This is a genomic window from Paenibacillus sp. FSL R7-0048 (genome assembly GCF_038004505.1).
Taxonomy (GTDB): Bacteria; Bacillota; Bacilli; order Paenibacillales; family Paenibacillaceae; genus Paenibacillus_AQ; species Paenibacillus_AQ odorifer.
Map to the genome: position 1 here is coordinate 2,934,161 of NZ_JBBORF010000001.1, position 22,336 is coordinate 2,956,496.

General features: G+C 45.2%; 19 protein-coding genes. 14 read left to right on the forward strand and 5 right to left on the reverse strand.

The window, feature by feature from the left end:
* The first annotated feature begins 4 nt into the window (after nucleotides 1-4).
* From fmt to spoVM, 8 genes are all read left to right on the forward strand, one after another.
* Complete coding sequence (fmt, locus tag NSQ91_RS12835) at nucleotides 5-940, forward strand: methionyl-tRNA formyltransferase (protein ID WP_076304161.1); 936 nt, start codon at nucleotides 5-7, stop codon at nucleotides 938-940.
* 152 nt (nucleotides 941-1,092) lie between these two features.
* Nucleotides 1,093-2,409 (forward strand): 16S rRNA (cytosine(967)-C(5))-methyltransferase RsmB, encoded by a 1,317-nt coding sequence (gene rsmB, locus NSQ91_RS12840; protein WP_370510764.1) that lies wholly within the window; start codon nucleotides 1,093-1,095, stop codon nucleotides 2,407-2,409.
* Nucleotides 2,410-2,560: 151 nt separating this feature from the next.
* Complete coding sequence (gene rlmN / locus NSQ91_RS12845; protein ID WP_036686196.1) at nucleotides 2,561-3,601, forward strand: 23S rRNA (adenine(2503)-C(2))-methyltransferase RlmN; 1,041 nt, start codon at nucleotides 2,561-2,563, stop codon at nucleotides 3,599-3,601.
* Between the two features lie 6 nt (nucleotides 3,602-3,607).
* Nucleotides 3,608-4,381, forward strand: coding sequence for a Stp1/IreP family PP2C-type Ser/Thr phosphatase (locus NSQ91_RS12850; protein ID WP_076129149.1), 774 nt, complete (start codon nucleotides 3,608-3,610; stop codon nucleotides 4,379-4,381).
* Nucleotides 4,381-6,627: a Stk1 family PASTA domain-containing Ser/Thr kinase gene (pknB, locus tag NSQ91_RS12855; RefSeq protein ID WP_076304163.1), complete on the forward strand. Its 2,247-nt coding sequence runs from the start codon at nucleotides 4,381-4,383 to the stop codon at nucleotides 6,625-6,627. Before NSQ91_RS12850 ends, pknB begins: the two co-directional genes overlap by 1 nt.
* Before the next feature lie 96 nt (nucleotides 6,628-6,723).
* A complete protein-coding gene (rsgA, locus tag NSQ91_RS12860) occupies nucleotides 6,724-7,629 on the forward strand; it encodes a ribosome small subunit-dependent GTPase A (RefSeq protein WP_076304164.1) in 906 nt (301 codons plus the stop codon).
* 4 nt (nucleotides 7,630-7,633) lie between these two features.
* Nucleotides 7,634-8,299: a ribulose-phosphate 3-epimerase gene (gene rpe / locus NSQ91_RS12865; protein ID WP_076179561.1), complete on the forward strand. Its 666-nt coding sequence runs from the start codon at nucleotides 7,634-7,636 to the stop codon at nucleotides 8,297-8,299.
* Between the two features lie 177 nt (nucleotides 8,300-8,476).
* On the forward strand, nucleotides 8,477-8,557 hold the full coding sequence (gene spoVM / locus NSQ91_RS12870) for a stage V sporulation protein SpoVM (protein ID WP_020431362.1): 81 nt from the start codon (nucleotides 8,477-8,479) through the stop codon (nucleotides 8,555-8,557).
* A 102-nt stretch (nucleotides 8,558-8,659) separates the two neighbouring features.
* Here spoVM and rpmB read toward each other — a convergent pair whose 3' ends face one another.
* Nucleotides 8,660-8,848 (reverse strand): 50S ribosomal protein L28, encoded by a 189-nt coding sequence (gene rpmB / locus NSQ91_RS12875; RefSeq protein WP_036686205.1) that lies wholly within the window; start codon nucleotides 8,846-8,848, stop codon nucleotides 8,660-8,662.
* A gap of 190 nt (nucleotides 8,849-9,038) precedes the next feature.
* Here rpmB and NSQ91_RS12880 point away from each other — a divergent pair, with 190 nt between their 5' ends.
* From NSQ91_RS12880 to NSQ91_RS12895, 4 genes are all read left to right on the forward strand, one after another.
* Nucleotides 9,039-10,823: a DAK2 domain-containing protein gene (locus tag NSQ91_RS12880; protein ID WP_076304165.1), complete on the forward strand. Its 1,785-nt coding sequence runs from the start codon at nucleotides 9,039-9,041 to the stop codon at nucleotides 10,821-10,823.
* A gap of 83 nt (nucleotides 10,824-10,906) precedes the next feature.
* A complete protein-coding gene (locus tag NSQ91_RS12885) occupies nucleotides 10,907-11,770 on the forward strand; it encodes a DegV family protein (RefSeq protein WP_076304166.1) in 864 nt (287 codons plus the stop codon).
* A 9-nt stretch (nucleotides 11,771-11,779) separates the two neighbouring features.
* Nucleotides 11,780-13,831 (forward strand): ATP-dependent DNA helicase RecG, encoded by a 2,052-nt coding sequence (recG, locus tag NSQ91_RS12890; protein WP_076179558.1) that lies wholly within the window; start codon nucleotides 11,780-11,782, stop codon nucleotides 13,829-13,831.
* A gap of 66 nt (nucleotides 13,832-13,897) precedes the next feature.
* Nucleotides 13,898-14,185, forward strand: coding sequence for a stage VI sporulation protein F (locus tag NSQ91_RS12895; RefSeq protein WP_036686212.1), 288 nt, complete (start codon nucleotides 13,898-13,900; stop codon nucleotides 14,183-14,185).
* 1,279 nt (nucleotides 14,186-15,464) lie between these two features.
* Here the strand turns inward: NSQ91_RS12895 and NSQ91_RS12900 are convergent.
* From NSQ91_RS12900 to NSQ91_RS12910, 3 genes are all read right to left on the reverse strand, one after another.
* Nucleotides 15,465-16,325, reverse strand: a complete 861-nt coding sequence (locus NSQ91_RS12900; RefSeq protein WP_076125880.1) for a YitT family protein — start codon at nucleotides 16,323-16,325, stop codon at nucleotides 15,465-15,467.
* Between the two features lie 128 nt (nucleotides 16,326-16,453).
* Nucleotides 16,454-16,675, reverse strand: a complete 222-nt coding sequence (locus NSQ91_RS12905) for a hypothetical protein (protein WP_143763868.1) — start codon at nucleotides 16,673-16,675, stop codon at nucleotides 16,454-16,456.
* 593 nt (nucleotides 16,676-17,268) lie between these two features.
* On the reverse strand, nucleotides 17,269-17,631 hold the full coding sequence (locus NSQ91_RS12910; RefSeq protein WP_076125882.1) for a hypothetical protein: 363 nt from the start codon (nucleotides 17,629-17,631) through the stop codon (nucleotides 17,269-17,271).
* Between the two features lie 184 nt (nucleotides 17,632-17,815).
* Between NSQ91_RS12910 and NSQ91_RS12915 the strand changes: the two genes are divergently transcribed.
* Nucleotides 17,816-18,229 carry a DUF2500 domain-containing protein gene (locus tag NSQ91_RS12915; RefSeq protein ID WP_256716489.1) on the forward strand — a complete coding sequence of 138 codons (414 nt, stop codon included), beginning with the start codon at nucleotides 17,816-17,818 and terminating at the stop codon, nucleotides 18,227-18,229.
* Between the two features lie 126 nt (nucleotides 18,230-18,355).
* A complete protein-coding gene (locus NSQ91_RS12920; protein WP_340921462.1) occupies nucleotides 18,356-21,052 on the forward strand; it encodes a calcium-translocating P-type ATPase, SERCA-type in 2,697 nt (898 codons plus the stop codon).
* 90 nt (nucleotides 21,053-21,142) lie between these two features.
* Here NSQ91_RS12920 and NSQ91_RS12925 read toward each other — a convergent pair whose 3' ends face one another.
* The gene (locus NSQ91_RS12925) at nucleotides 21,143-22,078 is read right to left on the reverse strand and encodes a C40 family peptidase (RefSeq protein ID WP_076125886.1); all 936 of its coding nucleotides are present in this window, start codon (nucleotides 22,076-22,078) and stop codon (nucleotides 21,143-21,145) included.
* Between the last annotated feature and the right edge of the window lie 258 nt (nucleotides 22,079-22,336).

Consider the following 22,336-nt stretch of genomic DNA (forward strand, 5'->3'; position numbering starts at 1 on the left):
GAATATGAAGATTGTTTTCATGGGAACTCCAGCCTTTGCGGTGCCAAGCTTGCAAATGCTGGTAGATGAAGGCTATGAAGTTGTAGCTGTCATCACCCAACCGGATCGTCCGCAGGGGAGAAAAAAGATCTTGGCTCCTTCACCAGTTAAGGAAGCCGCATTAGCTCTCGGATTACCTGTGCTTCAGCCTGAACGCATGCGTCGTCCTGAGGCAGTCGCTGAGCTGGCTGCGTATGAGCCGGATTTGATCGTCACGGCTGCTTATGGTCAAATTTTGCCTAAAGCTGTGTTGGACTTACCGCGGAATGGTTGTGTGAATGTACACGGTTCGTTGCTTCCTAAATATCGGGGAGGTGCTCCGATTCAGCGTAGTATCATCAATGGTGAGAAAGTGACCGGCGTTACTTTGATGTATATGGCGGAAGGGCTGGATACCGGTGACATGATCTCTCGTGTCGAAGTGGCTATTGAGGATGAAGATACCTCAGGAATTCTTTTTGAGAAGCTAAGCCTAGCGGGACGAGATCTGTTAAAGTCTGAAATGCCACGTTTAGTGAGTGGAAAAGTTCAAGCTGTTCAGCAAGAAGATAGTGAAGCAACTTATGCTCCTAACCTTAATCGCGAGGATGAACGTTTGGATTGGAACGCCAGCTCGCGTGATAACTATAATCGAATTCGTGGATTAGTTCCTTTTTCCGGTGCATTTACGCTCTGGAATGGTGAGACCTTTAAAGCTTGGGCTTCTAAACTGCCTGAAGAGCAGAAAGCAAGCGATAGTGCACCAGGAACGGTGCTTTCTGTAACCGAGCAAGGTGTCGAAGTGAAAACAGGTGACGGAAGTCTGCTGCTGACAACGGTTCAACCTGCTGGCAAAAAAGCAATGAGTGCGGCCGATTTTAGCCGTGGTGCTGTTATGAAGCCAGGGACGGTGTTAGGTTGAGCGGCGGTGGAAACGGTGTTGGCCGATCAGCAGTAAATCCTAACGCTGGTAAGAGACAGGGGAATAATTCAAAAGCAGTTGGCAACAACGGCAGAGCTGGCAACAAGGGTAAGGTTACCCCTGCTTCTGCCCGGGAAATCGCGCTTGATATAATGGTTAAAGTTGAGCAGCAAGGTGCATATAGCAATTTGCTGCTCAACAGCAGTCTACAGAAGGCAACACTTAGCAGAGAAGATGCCGGACTGGTGACAGAACTTGTTTATGGCTCTATTTCGCGGATGAACACCTTGGATTATGTGCTTGAAGGATTTGTTAGTAAAGGGATAGCTAAACTACAGCCATGGGTCCGTAATTTACTGCGGTTAAGTTTATATCAAATTATGTATCTTGATCGTATACCGTCCCATGCAGCTGTAAATGAGGCTGTTAATATAGCGAAGAAAAAAGGTCACCAGGGAATCTCAGGGATGGTTAACGGCGTGCTGCGCAGTGTGTTGCGTGCTGGTGATCTACCGGTTCTGCCTGAGGGACTGAGTCAAGCGCAGCGGATATCGATATTATACTCACATCCGTTGTGGTTAGTGGAACGTTGGATTACCGAGTACGGTGTCGACACGGCGGAAGCGATTTGTGCATCTAATAATGAGCCGCCTGCGGTCAGCGTACGTGTGAATACAACGATGATCAGTCGTGAAGCTCTGCTGAACCAGATGATTGAACAAGGTCTGCAAGCTTCAGCATCTGAGGTTAGTCCCTATGGCATTGTTGTGAAAGGCGGCGGAAACATGGCGCTCACCTCCTGGTATCGTGATGGATATCTCTCCGTTCAGGATGAGAGTTCTATGCTAGTAGCTGAAGCGGTAGCTCCGGAGCCTGGTATGAGGGTGCTTGACTGTTGCGCTGCTCCTGGGGGCAAAACAGCACATATGGGCGAGCTCATGAAAGATGAAGGATCAATTTACGCTAATGATTTGCATTTGCATAAAGCGAAATTGATCTCAGATCAAGCAGAACGTTTAGGTCTTGATTGCGTATCTACAGGCAGTGCAGATGCGCTGGAGCTGGAGCACACTTTAGAGCATCAATCCTTTGATAGAATCCTTCTCGACGCACCTTGCTCTGGACTTGGCGTAATTCGCCGTAAGCCAGACCTCAAATGGCGTAAGCAGCCGGAAGATGTGGCTAGCGTAGCGTCATTGCAACGGGAATTGCTGCAGTCGGTCTCTAAACTGTTGAAACCGGGTGGCATTCTGGTATATAGTACCTGTACTACTGAACAAGCAGAAAATAGTGAAGTAGTAGCTGAATTTTTGAAGCAGAATCCTGACTTCACCGCTGTGACTTTTGCCTCCCCATTATGGGACAGGCTGGAGGGTACTGCGCTGGCTGAGGGTGAAGGGATTCAGCTGCTGCCTCATCATTATGGGAGCGACGGGTTCTATATTTCCAAGCTTCAGAGAGTCTTGTAATATAGCAAATTTTCTGACAATTGTAGTATCCTCCGCCCGCCGGGCTACCGTACGGCGGGCGTTTTCTTTTACCGTCTCTGAAATTTGTGTTAAAATAGGAAGAATGAGAAATAATACGCATATCCTTATGAAAGAACAGGTGTAGATAATAATGAAACCTTTAATATATGATTTTTCTTTAGAAGAGTTACAACAGTGGGCGAAAGACAATGGTGAGCCTGCTTTTCGTGGTGGACAAATTTTTGATTGGCTGTATGTAAAACGTGTGAATGACTTCGAAGCAATGAGCAATTTGTCCAAAGGGCTTCGTCAGAAGCTGAATGAACAATTCTCTATTGCTGCACTAACTGAAATTACTAAAATGGAATCTAAAGATGGAACTGTAAAATTCCTGTTTGGATTGCATGACGATCATGCTATCGAAACAGTTATCATGAAACATAATTATGGCAATAGCGTTTGTGTAACAACCCAAGTAGGATGCCGAATCGGCTGTACTTTCTGTGCTTCCACACTCGGTGGATTAAAACGGGATTTGACAGCGGGAGAAATTGTAGCTCAGGTTGTCCGTTCCCAACAAATCCTTGATGCGCGCGGCGAACGTGTCAGCAGCATTGTTATCATGGGTACTGGTGAGCCGTTTGAGAACTATGATGCAACAATGAGATTCTTGCGTCTTATGATTCATGAGAAGGGCCTAAATATCGGACAACGGCATATTACTGTTTCCACCAGCGGTATTGTACCGAGCATTTATAAATTTGCAGAAGAAGATACCCAGATTAATTTGGCGATTTCGATTCATGCACCTAACGACGCCTTGCGTTCAAAGCTAATGCCTGTTAACCGCCGTTTTCCGTTTGATGATGTAATTGAATCATTGCGTTATTATCAAGCTAAGACGGGACGACGTGTCAGCTTTGAATATGCCTTGATCGGCGGGGTAAATGACCAACCGGAGCATGCTGAGGAATTGGCTGGGGTGCTTAAGAGCATGTTGTGCCACGTCAATTTGATTCCGGTAAACCATGTGCCTGAGCGGAAATATGTACGTACTTCACGCAATGATATCTTTGAGTTTCAACGTATTTTGGCTGATAACGGGGTGAATGTTACTATTCGCCGTGAGCAAGGCCATGATATCGCGGCCGCATGCGGACAGCTGCGTGCCAAACATATGGAGTTGGGGTGAGGATATTTGATCAGAACAGTTCATGCCAGCGATATTGGCCGAGTGCGCTCTGTCAATGAGGATTCGGTCTGGATCGGCGCGACGCGCCACGGTTATACACTCGGCATAATTGCCGATGGGATGGGTGGACATCAGGCTGGTGAAACCGCAAGCAGGCTCGCTTTGGAGACAATGAGGAATAACCTGGACGGGTTAGAGCCTGAACTTCAAGACGAAGCTCTGCGTGATGCGTTGTCAGCTGCTATTTTGGAAGCTAACAGCACTGTGTTCAGGGAGGCTTCCGGTGACGATAAGTATCATAATATGGGTACTACTGTCGTTGCTGTTCTTTTGAATGGATCAAACGGATATATTGGCCATATCGGAGACAGCAGAGCCTATTTAATAAAAGACAGTGCGGCAGTTCAACTAACCGAGGATCATACGCTAGTCAATGAGCTGTTCAAGAACGGTCAGATCAGTGTGGAGGAATTGGATAATCATCCGCGTCGTAATGTGCTGACGAGGGCGCTTGGAACAGATGCTGAGGTTGAGGTTGATATGGCGCCTATAGCTCTGCTACCAGGGGAAATTTTGCTTCTATGCAGCGATGGTTTAAGCAACTTTGTCACAAATGAGCATTTAGGCAAAGTAGCAGGTATACATGAGATATCGTTAGAGGAAAGAGCGGACCGTTTACTTCAGCTGGCACTGCTCGCCGGCGGTGGCGATAATATTAGCGTCGCTTTGTTAGAACATCATGGAGAGGCCGCTGTGCCCGAAACAAAGGAGTGGGATTGATGATCGGTCACGAATTGGGCGGCCGTTACCAAGTCATCGAACGGATCGGCGGAGGTGGAATGGCGCTCGTCTATAGAGCACATGACATTCTTTTAAACCGAAATGTCGCCATCAAAGTATTGCGCAATCAGTTTGTGCATGACGAGGAATTTATTCGCCGTTTTAGGCGTGAGGCGCAGTCTGCCGCATCTTTGTCTCATCCGAATGTCGTCAGCATATACGATGTAGGACAAGAAGACGAAATTCATTACATTGTCATGGAGTATATTGAAGGTCAGAATCTTAATGAAATTATAAAAGAACGAGCGCCATTGCAGGTTGATGAATCCGTACGGATCGCTTCACAAATCTGTGATGCCCTAGATCATGCGCATCAGAATCAAATTATTCATCGTGATATAAAACCACATAATATCCTGATCGGACGCAATGGACGGGTGAAAGTAACCGATTTTGGGATTGCCCGCGCAGTTACGTCAACAACCATAACACAGACCGGTTCTGTGGTTGGTTCAGTACATTATTTCTCGCCAGAGCATGCCAAAGGTGTCTCTACAGGAGAAAAGTCTGACTTGTATTCATTAGGTATTGTACTTTATCAAATGCTTACTGGAAGCCTGCCCTTTTTGGGAGAGAGTCCGATTAGTGTAGCTTTAAAACATCTGCAAGAAGAGTTTGAAGAGCCAAAACTTCTGAATCCACTCATTCCGCAAAGCGTTGAGAATGTAATTCTGAGATCAATGCGTAAAAACCCGGAGGAGCGATACGACTCTGCCAAAGAAATGTTACAGGATTTGGAAACATGTTTATTGCCGGAGCGCCGCAGTGAGGCGAAGATTCTGTTCAACGATGAAGAAGATGAGGATCGTACGCGGGTTATCCCGGCGATAAAACCGATTCAAAGAAGCAATGGTAATCGTAATCATCGTGAGGAACGGATGGTTCGTGATGAAGATGATGAACCGGTGCCTTCAAGCAAAGGTAAAAAACAATGGGCAAAACCCACATTATGGATTGGGCTTACCTTACTGTTGCTGTTGGCTATGGCCAGTCTCGTATGGTACGTTAAATCACAGCTAGTTGTTCCTGAGGTTTCCGTTCCTTATGTAGTAGGTAAACAGATAGAACAAGCACAAACTGAGCTTGAGGATTTGGGGCTTGAGGTTGCTGATCCTATTCTGTATGACTACAGTCCGAATTTTGAAGAGAATGTGGTCATTAAGCAGAGTAGGGAAAAGGATGCCAAAGTGAAAAAAGGAGCGTCCCTTATACTCACTGTGAATACGGCTAAGCCATTACCCAAGATGCCAGATGTAGTTAACAAGAGCTTTGATGATGCGGTTAAGGCATTGATGGCGCTGGGTGTAGCCCAAGACAGAATTGATAATAAACCTCTCTATGACGAAAATACAGATGAAGGTCTCATTGTAAAATCTGACCCTGCATTAAATACTGAATTCGATCCTGAGACGGTTCAAATCACCCTTTACGTTAGTAAAGGAGAAGAAAGTGTACTGTTGCCAGATCTCATCGGTAAGACGGAGAGTGAGGCAAAGGCGCTGCTTGAAGGTGCCAAGCTTGTTCTTGGAGAAGTGAAGAAAGAATCCAGCTTCAGCATTGAAGAAGGTAAAGTAACAAAGACTTGGGCATTTGATAAAGGGACAGGTACTTCTGTTCCACCTGGAACAGCGATAACGATTTACTTAAGTACAGGTTATCCACCTGAAGCCCTGAATTATACCTTTAATGTGCCAGTCGCTCCTGCTCAGGATGGGAAAAAGAGCAAGATTCGTATCGAATTCGTGGATGCGCGCAATAATGGAGAGAAACAGGATTGGGGAACACGTACCATTGGAAAGAGCCAAGTGTTATCCGTTAATCTAGTATTGGCTCCTAATAAAGATGGTTCGGTTATTGTTACCCGTGACGGTGTGCTTTTGGACACTTATGTCATTCCTTATATCGATGCGAAGAACGGAACCGTTCAGGAGCCTGAACCACCAGTTATAGCAACACCACAGCCAACTCCAACACCTTCTGCTGAACCTACGCCTACAATTGAACCTACGATTGAACCGGAGATCTTGCCGGGTTCAGGTTCAGAGAATGACGGAGGGAATAACGGGGCGGTGAATCAAACAGGGTTCATAAACAATAGTTCTATAAATAGTGAATCGACTAATAATGGCAATAATAAGCACAACAATAAAGGCAAGGATAAATCTAAAGATAAAAACAACAACTAAACAGGGTTTAACCTGAACGGTTGGCGTAGCGAAATGACCCGGGGATATCAGACTTGGGTCATTTTCGCAAAATCAGGAGAGGAAGGCTCACTATGTATGCCTGAAGGAATAATTGTTAAGGCGTTAAGCGGTTATTATTATGTGAAACCGCTCCGCGAAGGATTAATTGCGACTGAAGAGCATTCTGTTCAATGCAGAGGCCGAGGAATTCTCAAGAAAAAAGGGATCGCTCCGCTAGTTGGAGATCGGGTTATTTATATCCTTACTGAGAATGGAGAAGGAATGGTGGATGAACTTCTACCTAGAGAATCTGAACTGATTCGTCCACCTGTAGCGAATGTTAAGCTCGCAGTGCTTTTATTCTCCGTTCGGGAGCCCGATATGAACCTGAATCTGTTGGACAAGTTTCTAGTTCATATTGAGCATTCGGGTCTGGAACCCCTAATTGTTCTGACTAAACAGGATTTGGCGGATGATGATGGTGAAGCTACCCGTTATGTTAAAGAACTTTATGAGGATATCGGATATGAAGTGATGGTCACAAGTTCACTTACTGGTGCCGGAAGCGATGAGCTAAGACAAAGGCTTACTGGAGGCATCAGCGTATTTGCGGGTCAATCCGGGGTTGGTAAGTCCACCTTATTGAATCGTATTGTTCCAGGGCTTAAACTGGAGACTGGAGAGATCAGTTTACGATTGGGACGTGGTCGTCATACGACCCGTCATGTGGAGCTGATGGATATTGGTGGTGGAGGTTTTGTTGCAGATACCCCAGGTTTTAGTCAGCTTGATTTCTTGGAGCTTGGTGTAGAAGAGCTGTCCACTTGTTTTCGTGAATTTGCTCAATACGCATCCGATTGTAAGTTCCGGGGCTGCAGTCATCAGCATGAACCAGGCTGCCGTGTAATAGAGGCTTGGAAAGCAGGGGAAATTGCGGATAGTCGCTATGATCATTACAAACTGTTTTTTAATGAAATGAAAGATAAAAAGCGGAGGTACTAACATCATGATACGAATAGCACCATCTTTATTGTCGGCGGATTTCGCGCGTTTAGGTCCAGAAGTTGCAGAGGCGGAAGCCAGTGGTGGAGATTGGATACATGTGGATGTAATGGACGGTCATTTTGTGCCGAATATCACGTTGGGTCCACCTATTGTAAAAGCTGTATCGTTACATACCAAGCTGCCACTTGATGTTCACTTGATGATTGAGTCACCAGAACGTTATATCCCTGATTTTGCTGCAGCTGGTGCAAGTGTGATCACCGTTCACGCTGAGGCATGCGTTCATTTGCATCGTGTGGTTCATCAGATCAAGGAATTGGGGCTGAAGGCAAGTGTAGCAATTAATCCGGGTACTCCGGCTTCAGCGGTGCGTGAGGTGCTGGAGGATGTGGATATGATTCTGGTGATGACCGTTAATCCAGGCTTTGGTGGTCAAGCATTCATTCCTAACACTTTGCGCAAAATCACTCAAATTCGAGAATGGGCGAATGAAGTGAATCCAGATTTATTGATCGAAGTAGATGGTGGAGTATCGGAAGATACAGCACCATTGGTTGTGGCAGCTGGAGCCGATGTTTTGGTAGCGGGGAATGCAGTTTTTGGCCGGAGTGATCGTGCTGCGGCGATCCAAGGAATTCGAGAAGCAGCCGAATCAGCACTGCGTTAAAAAATAGGCGATTGAGACTAGAGGTATAGGCCAAGTCCTCGGTGCATAAATATGGTTACATGAGCAGAAATCTCATGTAGCCTTTTTTTGTTTTGGCAGGGAGGACTGCAGTTCGTTTCCGTTATTGACAAGAGGAAAGTCTCCTGCGTACGGCATGAATTGATGGGAGGGTAAATCATGAAATTTTACACGTTTAAGCTGCCAAGGTTTTTGGGAGGTTTTGTTAAAGCAATATTGAACACATTTCAGAAGAGTTAAGCCTCTAACAGAAAAGAAAACATGAAAAAAAGCACCTTACAAATGTAAAGGGTGCTTTTTGCTTCATATAAGTTATCGTTCGGTCTTAAAAATTGCTAAAGACTAAACGCGTTCAACTTTACCGGCTTTCAAAGCACGGGTGCTGACGTACACGCGTTTTGGTTTACCGTTCACGAGGATACGGACCTTCTGAACGTTAACTCCCCAAGAACGACGGTTGCGGTTATTAGCGTGAGACACGTGGTTGCCGCTGCTCGGTTTCTTGCCTGTTACTGCACATTTGCGGGACATAGATTACACCTCCTTATTCCTAACACCTGCATAAACAATACTTATCTATAATATCACAGCAAATTTTGCTACGTCAACCGATTCAAAAACATTTATTTCTTTTAATACTTATAGTACAATGTAAATTAGTGCATTATGTCCTGTTAATCATAGAATGATTAGGCATGAAGTTAGGAAGGGGAATTCTCAATTGAGTAAGCGTTCTATAAACGGAACAGATTTTACCGCTATGGTATTGGCTGGAGCGGATAAGCTGCAAAAGCATGCAGAACACGTCAATTCCCTAAATGTTTTTCCGGTCCCAGACGGAGATACCGGTACAAACATGAATTTGACGATGACCGCAGGTGCGAATGAATTAAAGAAAAATAACACCACTTCTGTGGGCCAATGTGCAGGTGTACTCTCCAAGGGCTTATTAATGGGAGCTCGCGGGAATTCCGGCGTTATTTTGTCCCAGTTATTCAGAGGGTTTAGCAGGTATGCGGCTCAACATGATGAGCTTAATACACAGCAGTTCGCTGCTGCGCTGCAAACCGGAGTGGACGCTGCGTATAAAGCAGTTGTAAAGCCTGTAGAGGGAACTATTCTTACTGTAGCTAAAGAGGCTGCAAGACATGCTGTTTATTATGCCCGCCGTACTACTGACGTTGTGGAGCTGATGACAGAGGTATTAGCCAAAGCAAAAGAAGCCTTAGCTTATACGCCTGAGCAATTACCTGTATTGAAGCAAGTCGGTGTTGTAGATTCTGGCGGTCAAGGTTTGGTCTACATTTATGAAGGGTTTCACCAGCATCTGACGAACGGAAGTACCGGTCTGTCTGAATCTGTGCAAGGACAAACCCACACACCAGTTGCACCAGCGCCTAAACCCGTGTTAACGAAACCTGAAAATGAACTGTTTTCTGTACAGTCTTCTGCGCAGTCACAGCTATCTACTGAAGATATAGAATTTCTATATGATATGGAGTTTTTCATTAATCGCCAGATAGGCGCTAACGTGAGAACTAATTTTGATGAGGAAGCTTTTAGGAAAGCGTTGTCAGTTAATGGCGATTCCATTATTGTAATTTCGGATGATGAGACGATTAAAGTGCATGTGCATTCTAAGGCTCCAGGTGAAGTGATAAACTTGGCTCTTCTTTATGGGGAGATCACGCAGATTCATATTCTTAATATGCGAGAGCAGCATCGTGACCTGCTGACTGCGGGTATGGATATTGCACCAATGCCTGATGTATTCGCTGATATGCCGAATGAGAAGAGTGCAGTGCAAATGTCTCCTGCTGAGCCACCAGCTGATGATTTGGCACCTTACGGCTTCATTGCGGTATCTTCTGGCGCAGGTATTGCTGATATTTTCAAAAGCCTTGGAGTGGACGTAGTCCTAGCTGGTGGTCAAACAATGAATCCTAGCACGGAGGATTTCGTGAACGCGATTTCTTCTATATCTGCGAAGCATGTTTATATTTTGCCGAATAACTCGAACATTGTTCTTGCCGCTCAACAAGCTAAAGATCTTCTAGAAGGCGAACGTGAGATTACGGTGATTCCAAGTAAAAGTATTCCACAGGGAATAGCAGCAGCTTTTGCGTTCCAAGAGGAAGATGCTGTGGAGACTAATTCTGAGAATATGCTGGAAGCAATCTCTCATGTGAAATCCGGACAAGTAACGAACGCTGTGCGTGATACAAGCTTTGATGGGCTGGAGATTAAATCGGGCCAATTTATTGGGATTTCTAATTCTAAAATTGTTGCTGCGGCGGATAATCTTTTGGCTGCAAGTCAGGCGCTGTTATCCAACATGCTGGAGAATGGCGACGAAATCGTCACGATCCTTATTGGTGCAGAAACAGAATCCGAGGCTACTGATTCTTTGAGTGAGTGGCTGGAAGAGACTTATCCGAATGTGGAAGTTGAGATTCATGAGGGTGGCCAACCCCTGTATTATTATCTGTTCTCTGTAGAGCCATAGGTAGGAATTAATGGTTCTTTAACAATGGAGTAGAAATTTGCTATTGCGTAGTTGGCAAAATTATAGCTTGGGGGAGAAAATCCATGAATCGTACCATTATCGTCACCGACAGCACTTCAGATATCCCGCCAACAATGGCGGAAACGTACGGAATTGAGGTAGTACCGTTGACCTTAATGTTCGGCGAAGAGGCTTTTAGGGACAATCTGGATATGACTCCGGAGCAGTTCTATGAGCGTCTTCCCCGTACCTCACAGCTGCCGACTACTTCTCAACCCTCACCGGTTGAATATATGAATGTGTACCGCAGTATTCTGGAGCGTAACCCGGGCTGTTCTATCCTTTCCTTTCATATTTCTTCTGGACTGAGCGGGACTTATCAATCTGCATTGCTGGCTAAATCGATGCTGGAGGAAGAGGGAGAAGGAATCACTGTTGTGGATTCTCTCTCCGCTTCTTATGGTTTTGGATTTATGGTAGTGGAAGCTGCCAGAATGTCTGCTGAGGGCAAAGGACCTGAAGAGATACTTGAGGCTGTAGAAAGCCTACGTCAATCGCGTAAGCTTTACTTCTTAGTAGATACACTTGAATATTTACAAAAAGGCGGGAGAATTGGGAAAGCCTCCGCTATTCTGGGGACACTTCTGAATATTAAGCCGATCCTGTCCATTGATGCAGAAGGTATTATTTATGCGGTGGAGAAAGTTAGAGGCCGTAAGAAGGCTGTCGCCCGTATGATTGAACTGTTCAAGCGGGATCTGCAGGGTGTAAACAAAATCAATGTGGCCGTGGGTCATACGGCTGAACCGGCTTCCGGCGAAGAGTTCCTGAATGAGCTTGCAGGACACTTCACCTTGGAAGAAAAAGTGCTGACGAACGTCGGCCCTGTCGTGGGCAGTCATGTCGGTAACGGTACATTAGCTGTGTTCATTTGGCCTGCAAAATGAGGGATAAATATGACACTGGCATTAAATCAAATTGAAGTAAAAAACATAACTGGCGTGAGTGCTCAAAAGCAAAGCGAGCTTCACGCCTTTGGCGTCTTTACAGTAAAGGATTTATTAGAGTATTATCCGTTCCGCTACGAGGATTATCGGCCCCGCTCGCTTAGCGAGACTAAACACGGGGATAAAGTGACCGTTGAGGCAAAAGTGATCGGTATCCCTGTGCTGCAGCGCTTTGGCGGCAAGTCTCGTCTTAGCTGTAAGATGGTTGCAGAGCCCTGGATGTTCACAGCAACCTGGTTTAACCGCCATTACGTAAGAGAGCAACTCACTGTGGGACGGGAAATTGTGCTGACCGGAAAATGGGATCAGAAGCGCAATCAGATTACAGTGACTGATTATGAATTTCCGGATCGTGGTGAAGGGAAGACGGGAACACTGCAGCCAGTCTATTCAGTAGGTGGTAAGATCACGCAATCCTGGATCAGGAAGGTTATTAATCAGGGACTTCAGCAGTATGGGGATCTGATTCCAGAAATTTTACCGCATTCTATTATGAGGGAATATGAGTTCATGCCGCGTAAACGGGCCATTGCCACAATTCATAGGCCTGAGGACACTCGTGAAGGGCAGCAGGGGCGCCGTAGGATGGTATATGAGGAACTATTCCTGTTCCAGTTGAAGATGCAAGCGTTCAGGGTTCTGAACCGCGGGCGGATGGATGGGGTAGTCCACACAGTGGATAACGCGACGGTACGCCAGTTCGTACGCAGTCTGCCCTTTGAGCTTACAGATGCGCAGAAACGTGTAGAGCTGGAGATTTTACATGATCTGCGTTCACCATATTGCATGAATCGTCTGCTGCAAGGAGATGTTGGCTCGGGTAAAACAGTGCTTGCGGCAGTGGCGCTTTTTGCTACGGTAAGATCTGGTTTTCAGGGCGCACTTATGGTGCCTACAGAGATTTTAGCAGAGCAGCATATGCGTTCACTTACCAGAATGTTTGAGCCGTTTGGGATTACTGTAGGACTCCTGACGGGCAGTGTGACTGGCCGAAAACGTAAAGAATTATTGGCCTCGTTGCAAATGGGGATGCTTGATATCGTGGTAGGAACACATGCTTTGATTCAGGAGGATGTATTTTTCCGTGATCTGGGACTTGTAGTAACTGACGAGCAGCATCGTTTTGGTGTGAATCAGCGTGGTGTATTGCGGCGTAAAGGATATAATCCGGATGTACTGACGATGACGGCGACGCCTATTCCTCGTACGCTAGCCATCTCTGTTTTTGGCGATATGGATGTATCCACTTTATCTGAGAGGCCGAAAGGCCGGGTGCCAATAACTAGCTACTGGGTAAAGCATGATCTTATGGATCGTGTGCTGAATTTGATTAAGCGTGAAATTGATCTCGGTCGTCAAGCTTATCTGATCTGTCCGCTTATTGAAGAGTCAGAGAAGCTGGATGTGCAGAATGCTATTGATTTGCATATTCAGATGAGCCAAGCTTTCCCTAGCTATAAAGTTGGGCTTTTACATGGTAAAATGACTCCCGCTGAAAAAGATGAAGTGATGCGGGCGTTTTATAACAATGAGCTGCAGCTGCTTGTGTCCACTACGGTGGTGGAGGTGGGTGTAGACGTTCCTAATGCTACATTGATGATCATTATGGATGCGGATCGTTTTGGCCTGTCACAGCTGCACCAGCTGCGTGGACGGGTAGGAAGAGGGCAGCATGCCTCTTTTTGTGTGTTGGTAGCTGATCCAAAATCTGAAATTGGACGTGAGCGAATGACTGCCATGACCGATACGGATGACGGATTTGAGATTTCCCGAAGGGATTTGGAGCTGCGTGGTCCGGGGGACTTTTTTGGGACAAAGCAGAGTGGATTGCCGGAGTTTCGGCTGGCAGATATGACGGCTGACTTTGAAATTCTCGAGCAGGCGCGGGATGATGTTGCTGAGCTGCTTAAGGATGAAGCCTTTTGGACATCACCTGAATATGCATCTCTTCGGCATTATTTACAGAGTGAACAAATCTTCCAAGGAGAATTAATTGACTAACTAGGCACATGTAGCACCGAAGGCTCATATACTGTGAAAGATTGGATATGACGGGAGGTGCTACACTTGGGTTATCAACAATTCGGAATTAGCCCTCAGTTGGTGGATCGCATCAAGCTGAAGATGAAAAACTCGACTGTGAAGGATCGTATCAAAAGTATGATTGAGGGCATCTCGAAACAGGAGCTGCAGGATCCTGCGGTTGTTCGCAGATTGGTACGAAAAGCGTCAGGTGTATTGAACGAGAAATTGACCTCGACACAGGAAGAACAAATTGTAAAGTTTATCATCGCGCAGAAAATCGATCCGAACAACACCTTTCATTTAATCCGCTTGTGGGGAATGTTCCGTTAAGTAGCGGATTAAATGAAAAGTAGGGGTTGTCCATAGATGTTTTTTTCATCGTATGTGACAGTCTGCAAGCAGCGATCCTCCTATTACTGGAGGATCGCTGCTTTGCTTTTTTGGCCGTAGTTACGGCTTGCTGAATAGTGACTCTATTTCGGACAACCGTTGCCTCCGAATCATAGCCATTCGTCGTCCGCTACCGCTGAATGATGTTCATCCATCGTTTGATGCCACCGAATCATGGTCAACTATCGTCCGATCCCGCCGAATCATGATCATCCGCTATCCGATCCCGCCGAATTATATCCATCCTACGTCTAATACCACCGAATCATAGTCATCCGCCGTCCGATACCCCGAATCACATTCACCCGCCGTAAGATGTCGCCGAATCATGTTCATCCGCAAGTCGATCCCGCCGAATTATGTTCATCCGCTGAGGTATTCGGACTCCAATGACGTTATTCACAAATATATCGCCTTTGGAGCAAGGTTTCGGACCCCAGTGCAGTTATTCATAAGAAATAGACTCGTAGTTGGTGTTTTTTGTGCCAATAGGGGCTATGGGGTCCGATAGCATCTGAAATTCAGGATAATTCCGCGTATAAGGTCCGCTGTGTCCGATGCCACCGAATCACATTCATCTTCCGTCGGTTCCCACCGAATCTTGTTCATCCACTGTCCGATGCCACCGAATCACATTCATCTTCCGTCGGTTCCCACCGAATCTTGTTCATCCACTGTCCGATGCTACCGAATCACATTCATCTTCCGTCGGTTCCCACCGAATCTTGTTCATCCACTGTCCGATCCCGCCGAATCACATTCACCCATCGTCCGTTGCCCCCGAATCATGTTCATCTATCGTCCGTTTCCGCCGAATCATGATCATCCGCTGTGGCATTCGGACTCCAATGACGTTATTCGCAAATATATCGCCTTTGGAGCAAGGTTTCGGACCCCAGTGCAGTTATTCATAAGAAATAGACTCGTAGTTGGCGTTTTTTGTGCCAATAGGAGCTATGGGGTCCGATAGCATCCAAAATTCAGGATTATTTCGCGTATAAGGTCTCCTAAGTCCGATAGCTGCCTCAATCGCGCAAACATGTTAGATTAAGCGAAGTTTGAGGCCTCGATCAAGAAGTTTTGGGTCTCAAACAAAAAAAAGGAGTCTTCGCTCAAGAAATTAGGTCTCGCTCAGAAAAATTGGTTGCGATCAAAGGCTAAGTTCAAAAAGAAGGGAGCGCTCCAGCCATTTTGATGGCTTAAGGGCGCTCCCTTCTTTTTATTCGTGTAAGCGTGTTTGTCTATGATCTTTAGTGGCTGATCTAAACACAATTTGGCTCTCTGAATCACACTGTAGAACGAGTGCCCGAAGATGCTCTTCTTCCATTCTGTTCGTCAGACAAAACAACGTGCTAACCTCTCCATCTTGCCCTGAACCTTCAGCAATCGCAGCTTCTCGGTTTAGGGAGCTTGCGATTGCTTGCTGAATGTCCAAACATCGGCTGCTGGTAATCCAAGCAGTGCGGGAGTGGGATAATCCCCGTAGTGAGATACGAACACCTTCGAAAGCCAGCAGGTAGGCAATAATAGAATACATTGCTTGCTCCCAACCGAACAATGTACCTGCAAAAAGCAGAATTGCACAGTTCAGGATCATAATAACGACTTCCGTTGATTTTGGAGGTCCGCCGCTCAGCAGAGAATACCCCTGGTCACTGGCTTGTTTGTTTACACCGCCGAATCTCACAGATATTCCAATACCTACTCCAAGACAGATACCTCCTGCCATTGCGGCAGGTAAAGGATCGCTAATCACAGCAGGAAAACGATGCAGCGCAAGAGACGCGATGGTTAGGCAGGTTAATCCCAAAACAGTGTAAAGAGCAAAGCGGAGATTTACTTGCTTTCGCGACATAAATATAAAGGGCAGATTGAATAGAAATAGAAACAATCCAAGCTGCATTTCAGTAGTATGAGCGAATAATGCGGATAAACCTGTAATCCCGCCGACAACAAGGCCATGTGGCATTAAAAATAATTCCAATCCTACAGCAGCAAGCAATGCGCCGGCAATGACTGTGAGAACTCGGAAGGTAGAGCTTCTTTGTAGCTGTTGACGTTGATTTATTTTGTTCTGCATAGTTTTTCCTCCTTCAACAGGGGAAACGACCTTACTTATTTTCAGTGGCTATGGCAGATTTTTTGGATATTCGTGCATCATGTCGTTTCTCAAAGTTGAATACTTTATCCATTATTTTATAAATCTATTTAGATTCCTTCGTCAGACAATGTCCAAGGACAACATGGATCAGCACGTAAATGTCTGCGAATGTCTGCAAATGGTTGCAAATCTCTGCGAAAGGCTGCAAATGGCCGCAAATGGCTGCAAATAGCTGTAAAGGGCCGCGAATGGTTGCGAATGTCTGCAAATAGTTGCAAATAGCTGCGAACGGCTGCAAATGGCTGCAAATAGTGAAGACTAGCCAGCACTCCGCCTGCTTTACCCAAATTGGCTATAACAATTTAAAGTTTATCCCGTGAGACTATAGGCATCCAATGATAGATGAAGCATGAAGGCTGTGACCAACGCTACGTCCGGCCAGCAAGCCTGCAACGAAGTTGCCAATCAGCATAACGATAACTGCTGCAAGGGAGTACCAGAGCGCCTCACCGCCTAAGGTAGGCGGATGTACCTCAGTCTCAAGCTGAAGAAGAAGATGGCACCTAAGAAATAACGAAATAGGATCACGAGCTTTTCAATTCGTCTCACATGTTCGGTTTCAGCGAGGAAAAGTCCACTAGTAGTGCGCCAATAACTTCTGTCTGCTAGACGAGTGCTCTCGGAGAATCCGGCAATCAAGAATAGTGCTGCGAATATTACTAATGTAAAAGCGCTCCGGAACGGATATCCAGAACATGGTTCAGCCAAGATACTTGCTTTCTTCCAGTGGATGATGAGCAATGCGAGCATGTATACCCACCGGGAAATCCGCATCTCTATAATTCATGAACCTAAGATTTTTATCAATTGAAGTTCTAAATTCCCTTCAGCCGACATTCATTTAGGGCAGAGGTGAACTTCGTTAGTGGAGTGAAATTAGAAAATGAGACGTGAATTTTAACAGGTACAGCCGCAGTCGAAGCAGGAATTTATAAATCACTGGACGGAACAGTAAAGAAAGTACAGGGAGTATTGCAATTACCGCAAGTGACTTCGCTCCCCACTGTTCAGTTATTTTGATGGCTCCTACCTGAGGGGTTATTTGAGGTGCAATCCTTACGGGAGGTGTAAACTTTCGCTCGTAGCGTTCAATTTCGGATGTCGTTGATTCTTGCTCCGTAGTGAATAATCCTCCAGACCAGGCAGGTGGAAAAGAGAACATCATTCCCAGAATTAGGACGATACGAAGAAACCAATGTAGTGATAAACGCGCTATATATTGCACCGAAATAACACCTCCCAACTGTATGTAGTATAAAAAGCATACCATACTTTTTCCTTTGAATCCAAATTGTTTTGTGAAAAAAATTCATATATAGATGATGAAAACATGAAACCGAACGGGAAAAATGACGTATTTCGCAGCATAGATAACTTTTATTATCTTGTTTCAGTCAGGAGGGATAAATTTGAGCGAATGGCAGGATTTTAGCGGTTTTGATGAGCGCAGCTTTTTCGGAAGTTTCATTCATGAGATGCCACTGTTTTTTAAATTATTTGCTTTGCTTTTTCTTGGCTTTTTCGTTTTTATAATTGTTAAATCAGTGAGAATCTGGATGTCCAATAACGCAAGTCCCTTGATAAAAGCAAACTGCACAGCGGTCACCAAACGAACCGAGGTATGGGGTGGATCCGGTGAATCGAGAGCAAATACTAGTTATTATGTTACCTTTGAGTTTGCCGATGGCTCTCGTTTAGAGTTGCAGGTAAGAGATCAGGATTTTGGCCTGATTGTAGAAGGGGACCGAGGTGAACTCCTGTATCAAGGGACTAGGTTTAAAAGCTTCAATCGCGATTTGAAGAAAGAACATCTAAATTTCTAAAAAAGTACATACCATTCAAGAATCACCATGCCTGTTTTGGGTAAAACTCATATGAGAGGTTTTACCAGATCTCAATTCTGGAAGGAGGCTATGGTCTTGAATTCAAATAATCCACAATCGCAAGGGCTGGTACCCTTCCATACACTGAGCGAGGAAGAAGTGCTGAATAGGCTGGAAACTCGGAAAGAGGGTTTATCTTCCGATGAAGCGGCTAAACTTCTGGAGCGATATGGGAAGAATGTACTGCAAGAAGCGAAGACTAAATCGCTATTAGAAAAGTTTATCGAACAATTTAAAAATGTAATGATCTTTATTTTGCTAGTAGCAGCTGTATTGTCAGGAGTTTTGGGGGAATGGACGGATACGATTATTATTTTGCTTGTAGTCATTCTGAACGCGGTGCTTGGAGTTATTCAGGAAAATAAGGCGGAGCAGGCACTCGATGCGCTTAAAAGCATGTCCTCTCCGCATGCCAGAGTAAGACGTTCCGGTCAGGTTACTGAGATAAAAAGTGAAGACCTCGTACCCGGGGATATCGTATTACTGGAAGCCGGAAATGTAGTTCCGGCGGATATAAGACTTTTGGAAGCTGCATCGTTAAAGACGGAGGAAGCCGCGCTTACAGGAGAATCATTGCCATCAGAAAAGCGGGCCGGTGTGCTTGAAGGCAGCGACATTGTAATCGGTGACCGCACCAATATGGCTTACATGAGCAGCAGTGTTACTTATGGCCGGGCGGTTGGTGTCGTTACAACAACAGGAATGCAGACGGAGGTCGGTAGAATTGCCGGTTTTATCTCGGAGGAAGATAATGATGTAACACCGCTGCAAAAAAAGCTGGATGAACTAGGGAAATATTTCACCTTTATTATTCTTGGCGTTTGCGTGATTATCTTTGCCGTTGGGATCTTCGAGGGAAGAGAGCTAATGGATATGCTACTCACCTCGATCTCACTTGCGGTAGCGGCTATCCCGGAAGGGCTGCCAGCAATTGTTACGATCATTCTCGCGCTTGGTGTGCAGCGAATGGCGGGACGAAAAGCGATCATTCGCAAGCTTCCTGCCGTGGAGACACTCGGAAGTACAGAGATTATATGCTCCGATAAGACAGGTACTTTAACATTAAATAAAATGACTGTCGAAAAAGTACATGTCAACGGAAAGACCACTGATTCCAGTGCAGGACTTGAAGGGATTCCTGGTGGTGAGTTATTGCTTCAAGCTATGACGCTTTGTAATGACTCCAGTATTGACGAAGGAAAGACTCCTAGTGAAACTGAAGCAAAAGCTGGAACTAAGGATTCCCAAACCAAGAGCGGAAAAGCAATCATCGGTGATCCGACGGAGACCGCGTTAGTCGATTATGCGCTTAGTATAGGTACTGACAAAAGGGAGCTTGAAAAGAAATATCCACGTAAAAATGAGCTGCCTTTTGACTCTGATCGCAAGCTGATGACAACGATTCATGAGGTAGAAGATGGTCGATATCGTGTGCTGACAAAGGGTGCACCAGATGTACTTTTGTCCAAATGCAGCCATATTTATGTGGATGGAGAAATTGTACCTCTACAAGACGAACATAAGCGCAATATCACGGAGAGTAATAAAATGCTCGCAAATGACGCACTTCGAGTGTTGGCGTTTGCTTTCCGAGATGAGGAGCAGCTGCCGACCGATCTCTCACCAGATACCACGGAGATAGAGTTAGTATTTATTGGTTTGGTTGGTATGATAGACCCGCCGCGTGAGGAAGTACGGGATGCGGTAGCCATCTGCCGTAAAGCGGGAATAAGACCTGTAATGATTACAGGGGATCATCGTGATACAGCAGCGGCTATTGCCAAAAGATTAGGGATTATTGAAGATGAATCAGGTGTATTAACGGGCAGTGAGCTGGATAAATTCAGCGAAGAGGAATTTGCGGAGAAGGTTACCGATTATTCGGTTTATGCACGCGTCTCTCCTGAACACAAGGTGCGTATCGTTAAGGCTTGGCGGCAAAAAGGAAAAATTGTGGCGATGACCGGAGATGGTGTAAATGATGCTCCTGCACTTAAATCATCCGACATCGGTGTGGGCATGGGGATAACCGGAACGGATGTTGCCAAGGGTGTATCAGATATGGTGCTTGCCGACGATAACTTTACGACTATAGTTGTTGCCGTTGAAGAAGGACGGAAAGTTTACAGCAATATCCGCAAAGCAATCCAGTTCCTTCTCTCCGCTAACCTTGGGGAAGTGCTGACATTATTTATTGCCACTATGATTGGTTGGCGTATTCTAGAGCCGATCCATATCCTGTGGATTAATCTCGTTACGGATACTTTACCTGCACTTGCCCTAGGGCTTGAGAAAGCCGGTGAGGATGTAATGGCGAAGAAGCCGCGTAAAGCAAGCAGTAGCATTTTTGCTGGCGGCGTTGGGATCGGGATAATATATCAAGGGATTATAGAAGCGGCACTTACGTTATTTGTGTACCAATGGGCGCATACGCATTACAATGAAGGTATTGCGGTTACAATGGCCTTTGCCACATTAGGATTACTGCAAATTGCCCATGCTTTTAACGTCAGATCCAATAAAAAATCGCTATTCCAGATCGGTTGGTTCAGCAATCGGTATATGTTATGGGCGTCACTGATCTCTATACTAATGCTTGTGCTTGTGATCATCATCCCGGGCTTAAACGACTGGTTTGGTGTCTCACATTTAAGTGGATTACAGTGGGGAATAGTATGTGCGGCAGCCGTAGCGATTATTGTCATAGTAGAACTTGTAAAGCTGTTTGTCCGGATAAGCGGAAGGGGCAAGAGCTGGGATTAAGAATTTGGTTAAGAGTTGTAGTCAAAAAGCCTGAATCCCTTCTATAGGGATTCAGGCTTTTTGAATGATTTCTTTTAAAGTATGGGAAGCTTATAAAACACGTTGCATGTGGAGGATTACATTACTCCAATAACCCGAGTCGAGGTCACTGATCTGAACTCCGGGTTCACCCCAAGTGTGGATAAACTTTCCGTCTCCAATATAAATACCGACATGACCAGGTATAGCATCACTTTCAAATCGGCCGGGAACGGTAAAAAAGATAAGATCCCCTACATCCAGTTCGCTTCGACTTACACGAGTACCTAAATTATCTTGATCTTTAGCTAAACGAGGTAAGCTGACACCGAATTTTTTGAATACATGTCTTGTAAAAGAAGAGCAATCAAATTTTTTAGTTTCTTCATAAGATCCAGCGCCAAAGTCGTAGGGTACACCTAAGAAATTTTTGGCAAAAGCGACTAACTCCTTTTTATCCGCTTCAGAAATACTTTGAATGCGTAAAGATTTAGATTCACTCGTGGATTCGACCGTCGATAATTTTTCGATAGTCTTACGTTCGGACGGTGTAGCAATGTTTATCTCACCCGACTGGGGATTCCAGCCTACTTCTGTTTGCAGAAATTTGGACAAGGCTAAAGGGGTGATATAGATTTGCCCTTCTTGCCGTCTAGGGGCTTGTGGCAGTGTGATTTTTTCCCCAAGTGAGAATACCTGTGGTGAGCCAGGGCGCAGCATATACATAACATCGCTATAACCGATTTTAGTGTATCCATCACTAGAACCATCATCTTTCATCCGATATCCGAGCGAAGTAACCGCAGGCTTAAGTGGAATCCAATACTTTCCCTGAGCGTCGGTAATTGCAGATTGTTCATAATAACTGGAGGCATTTGTTCCATCAGGAGTTAGCGCGTTAACCTTAGGTTTTTGCGATTGAGATGAATAACCGCAGGATGAACTCGTTAAAGCGACAGCAAGCAATACAGTAGCGGTGGTTAGTAGTCTTTTGTGATTATTAGCCATTTAACACGCTCCATCTTCAAACTGTAAATTCAGTTTGTGCAGGGCGATTTTTTTTATGTAAAAGAAACGAAGGCAATCGCTGTAAGAGACAACCAAGCATTACCTGTTTTGATGTCATATATTCTTCAGAATTTGAAATCTATGGAAATATGATAAGTGATTGACGGATAAACAACCTCCATATAATATAGGTTTAATAGATTTCTATCATTAATGTGAGGTACGTGTAAGCTTATGCTTTAATGCTTTTATCGATAA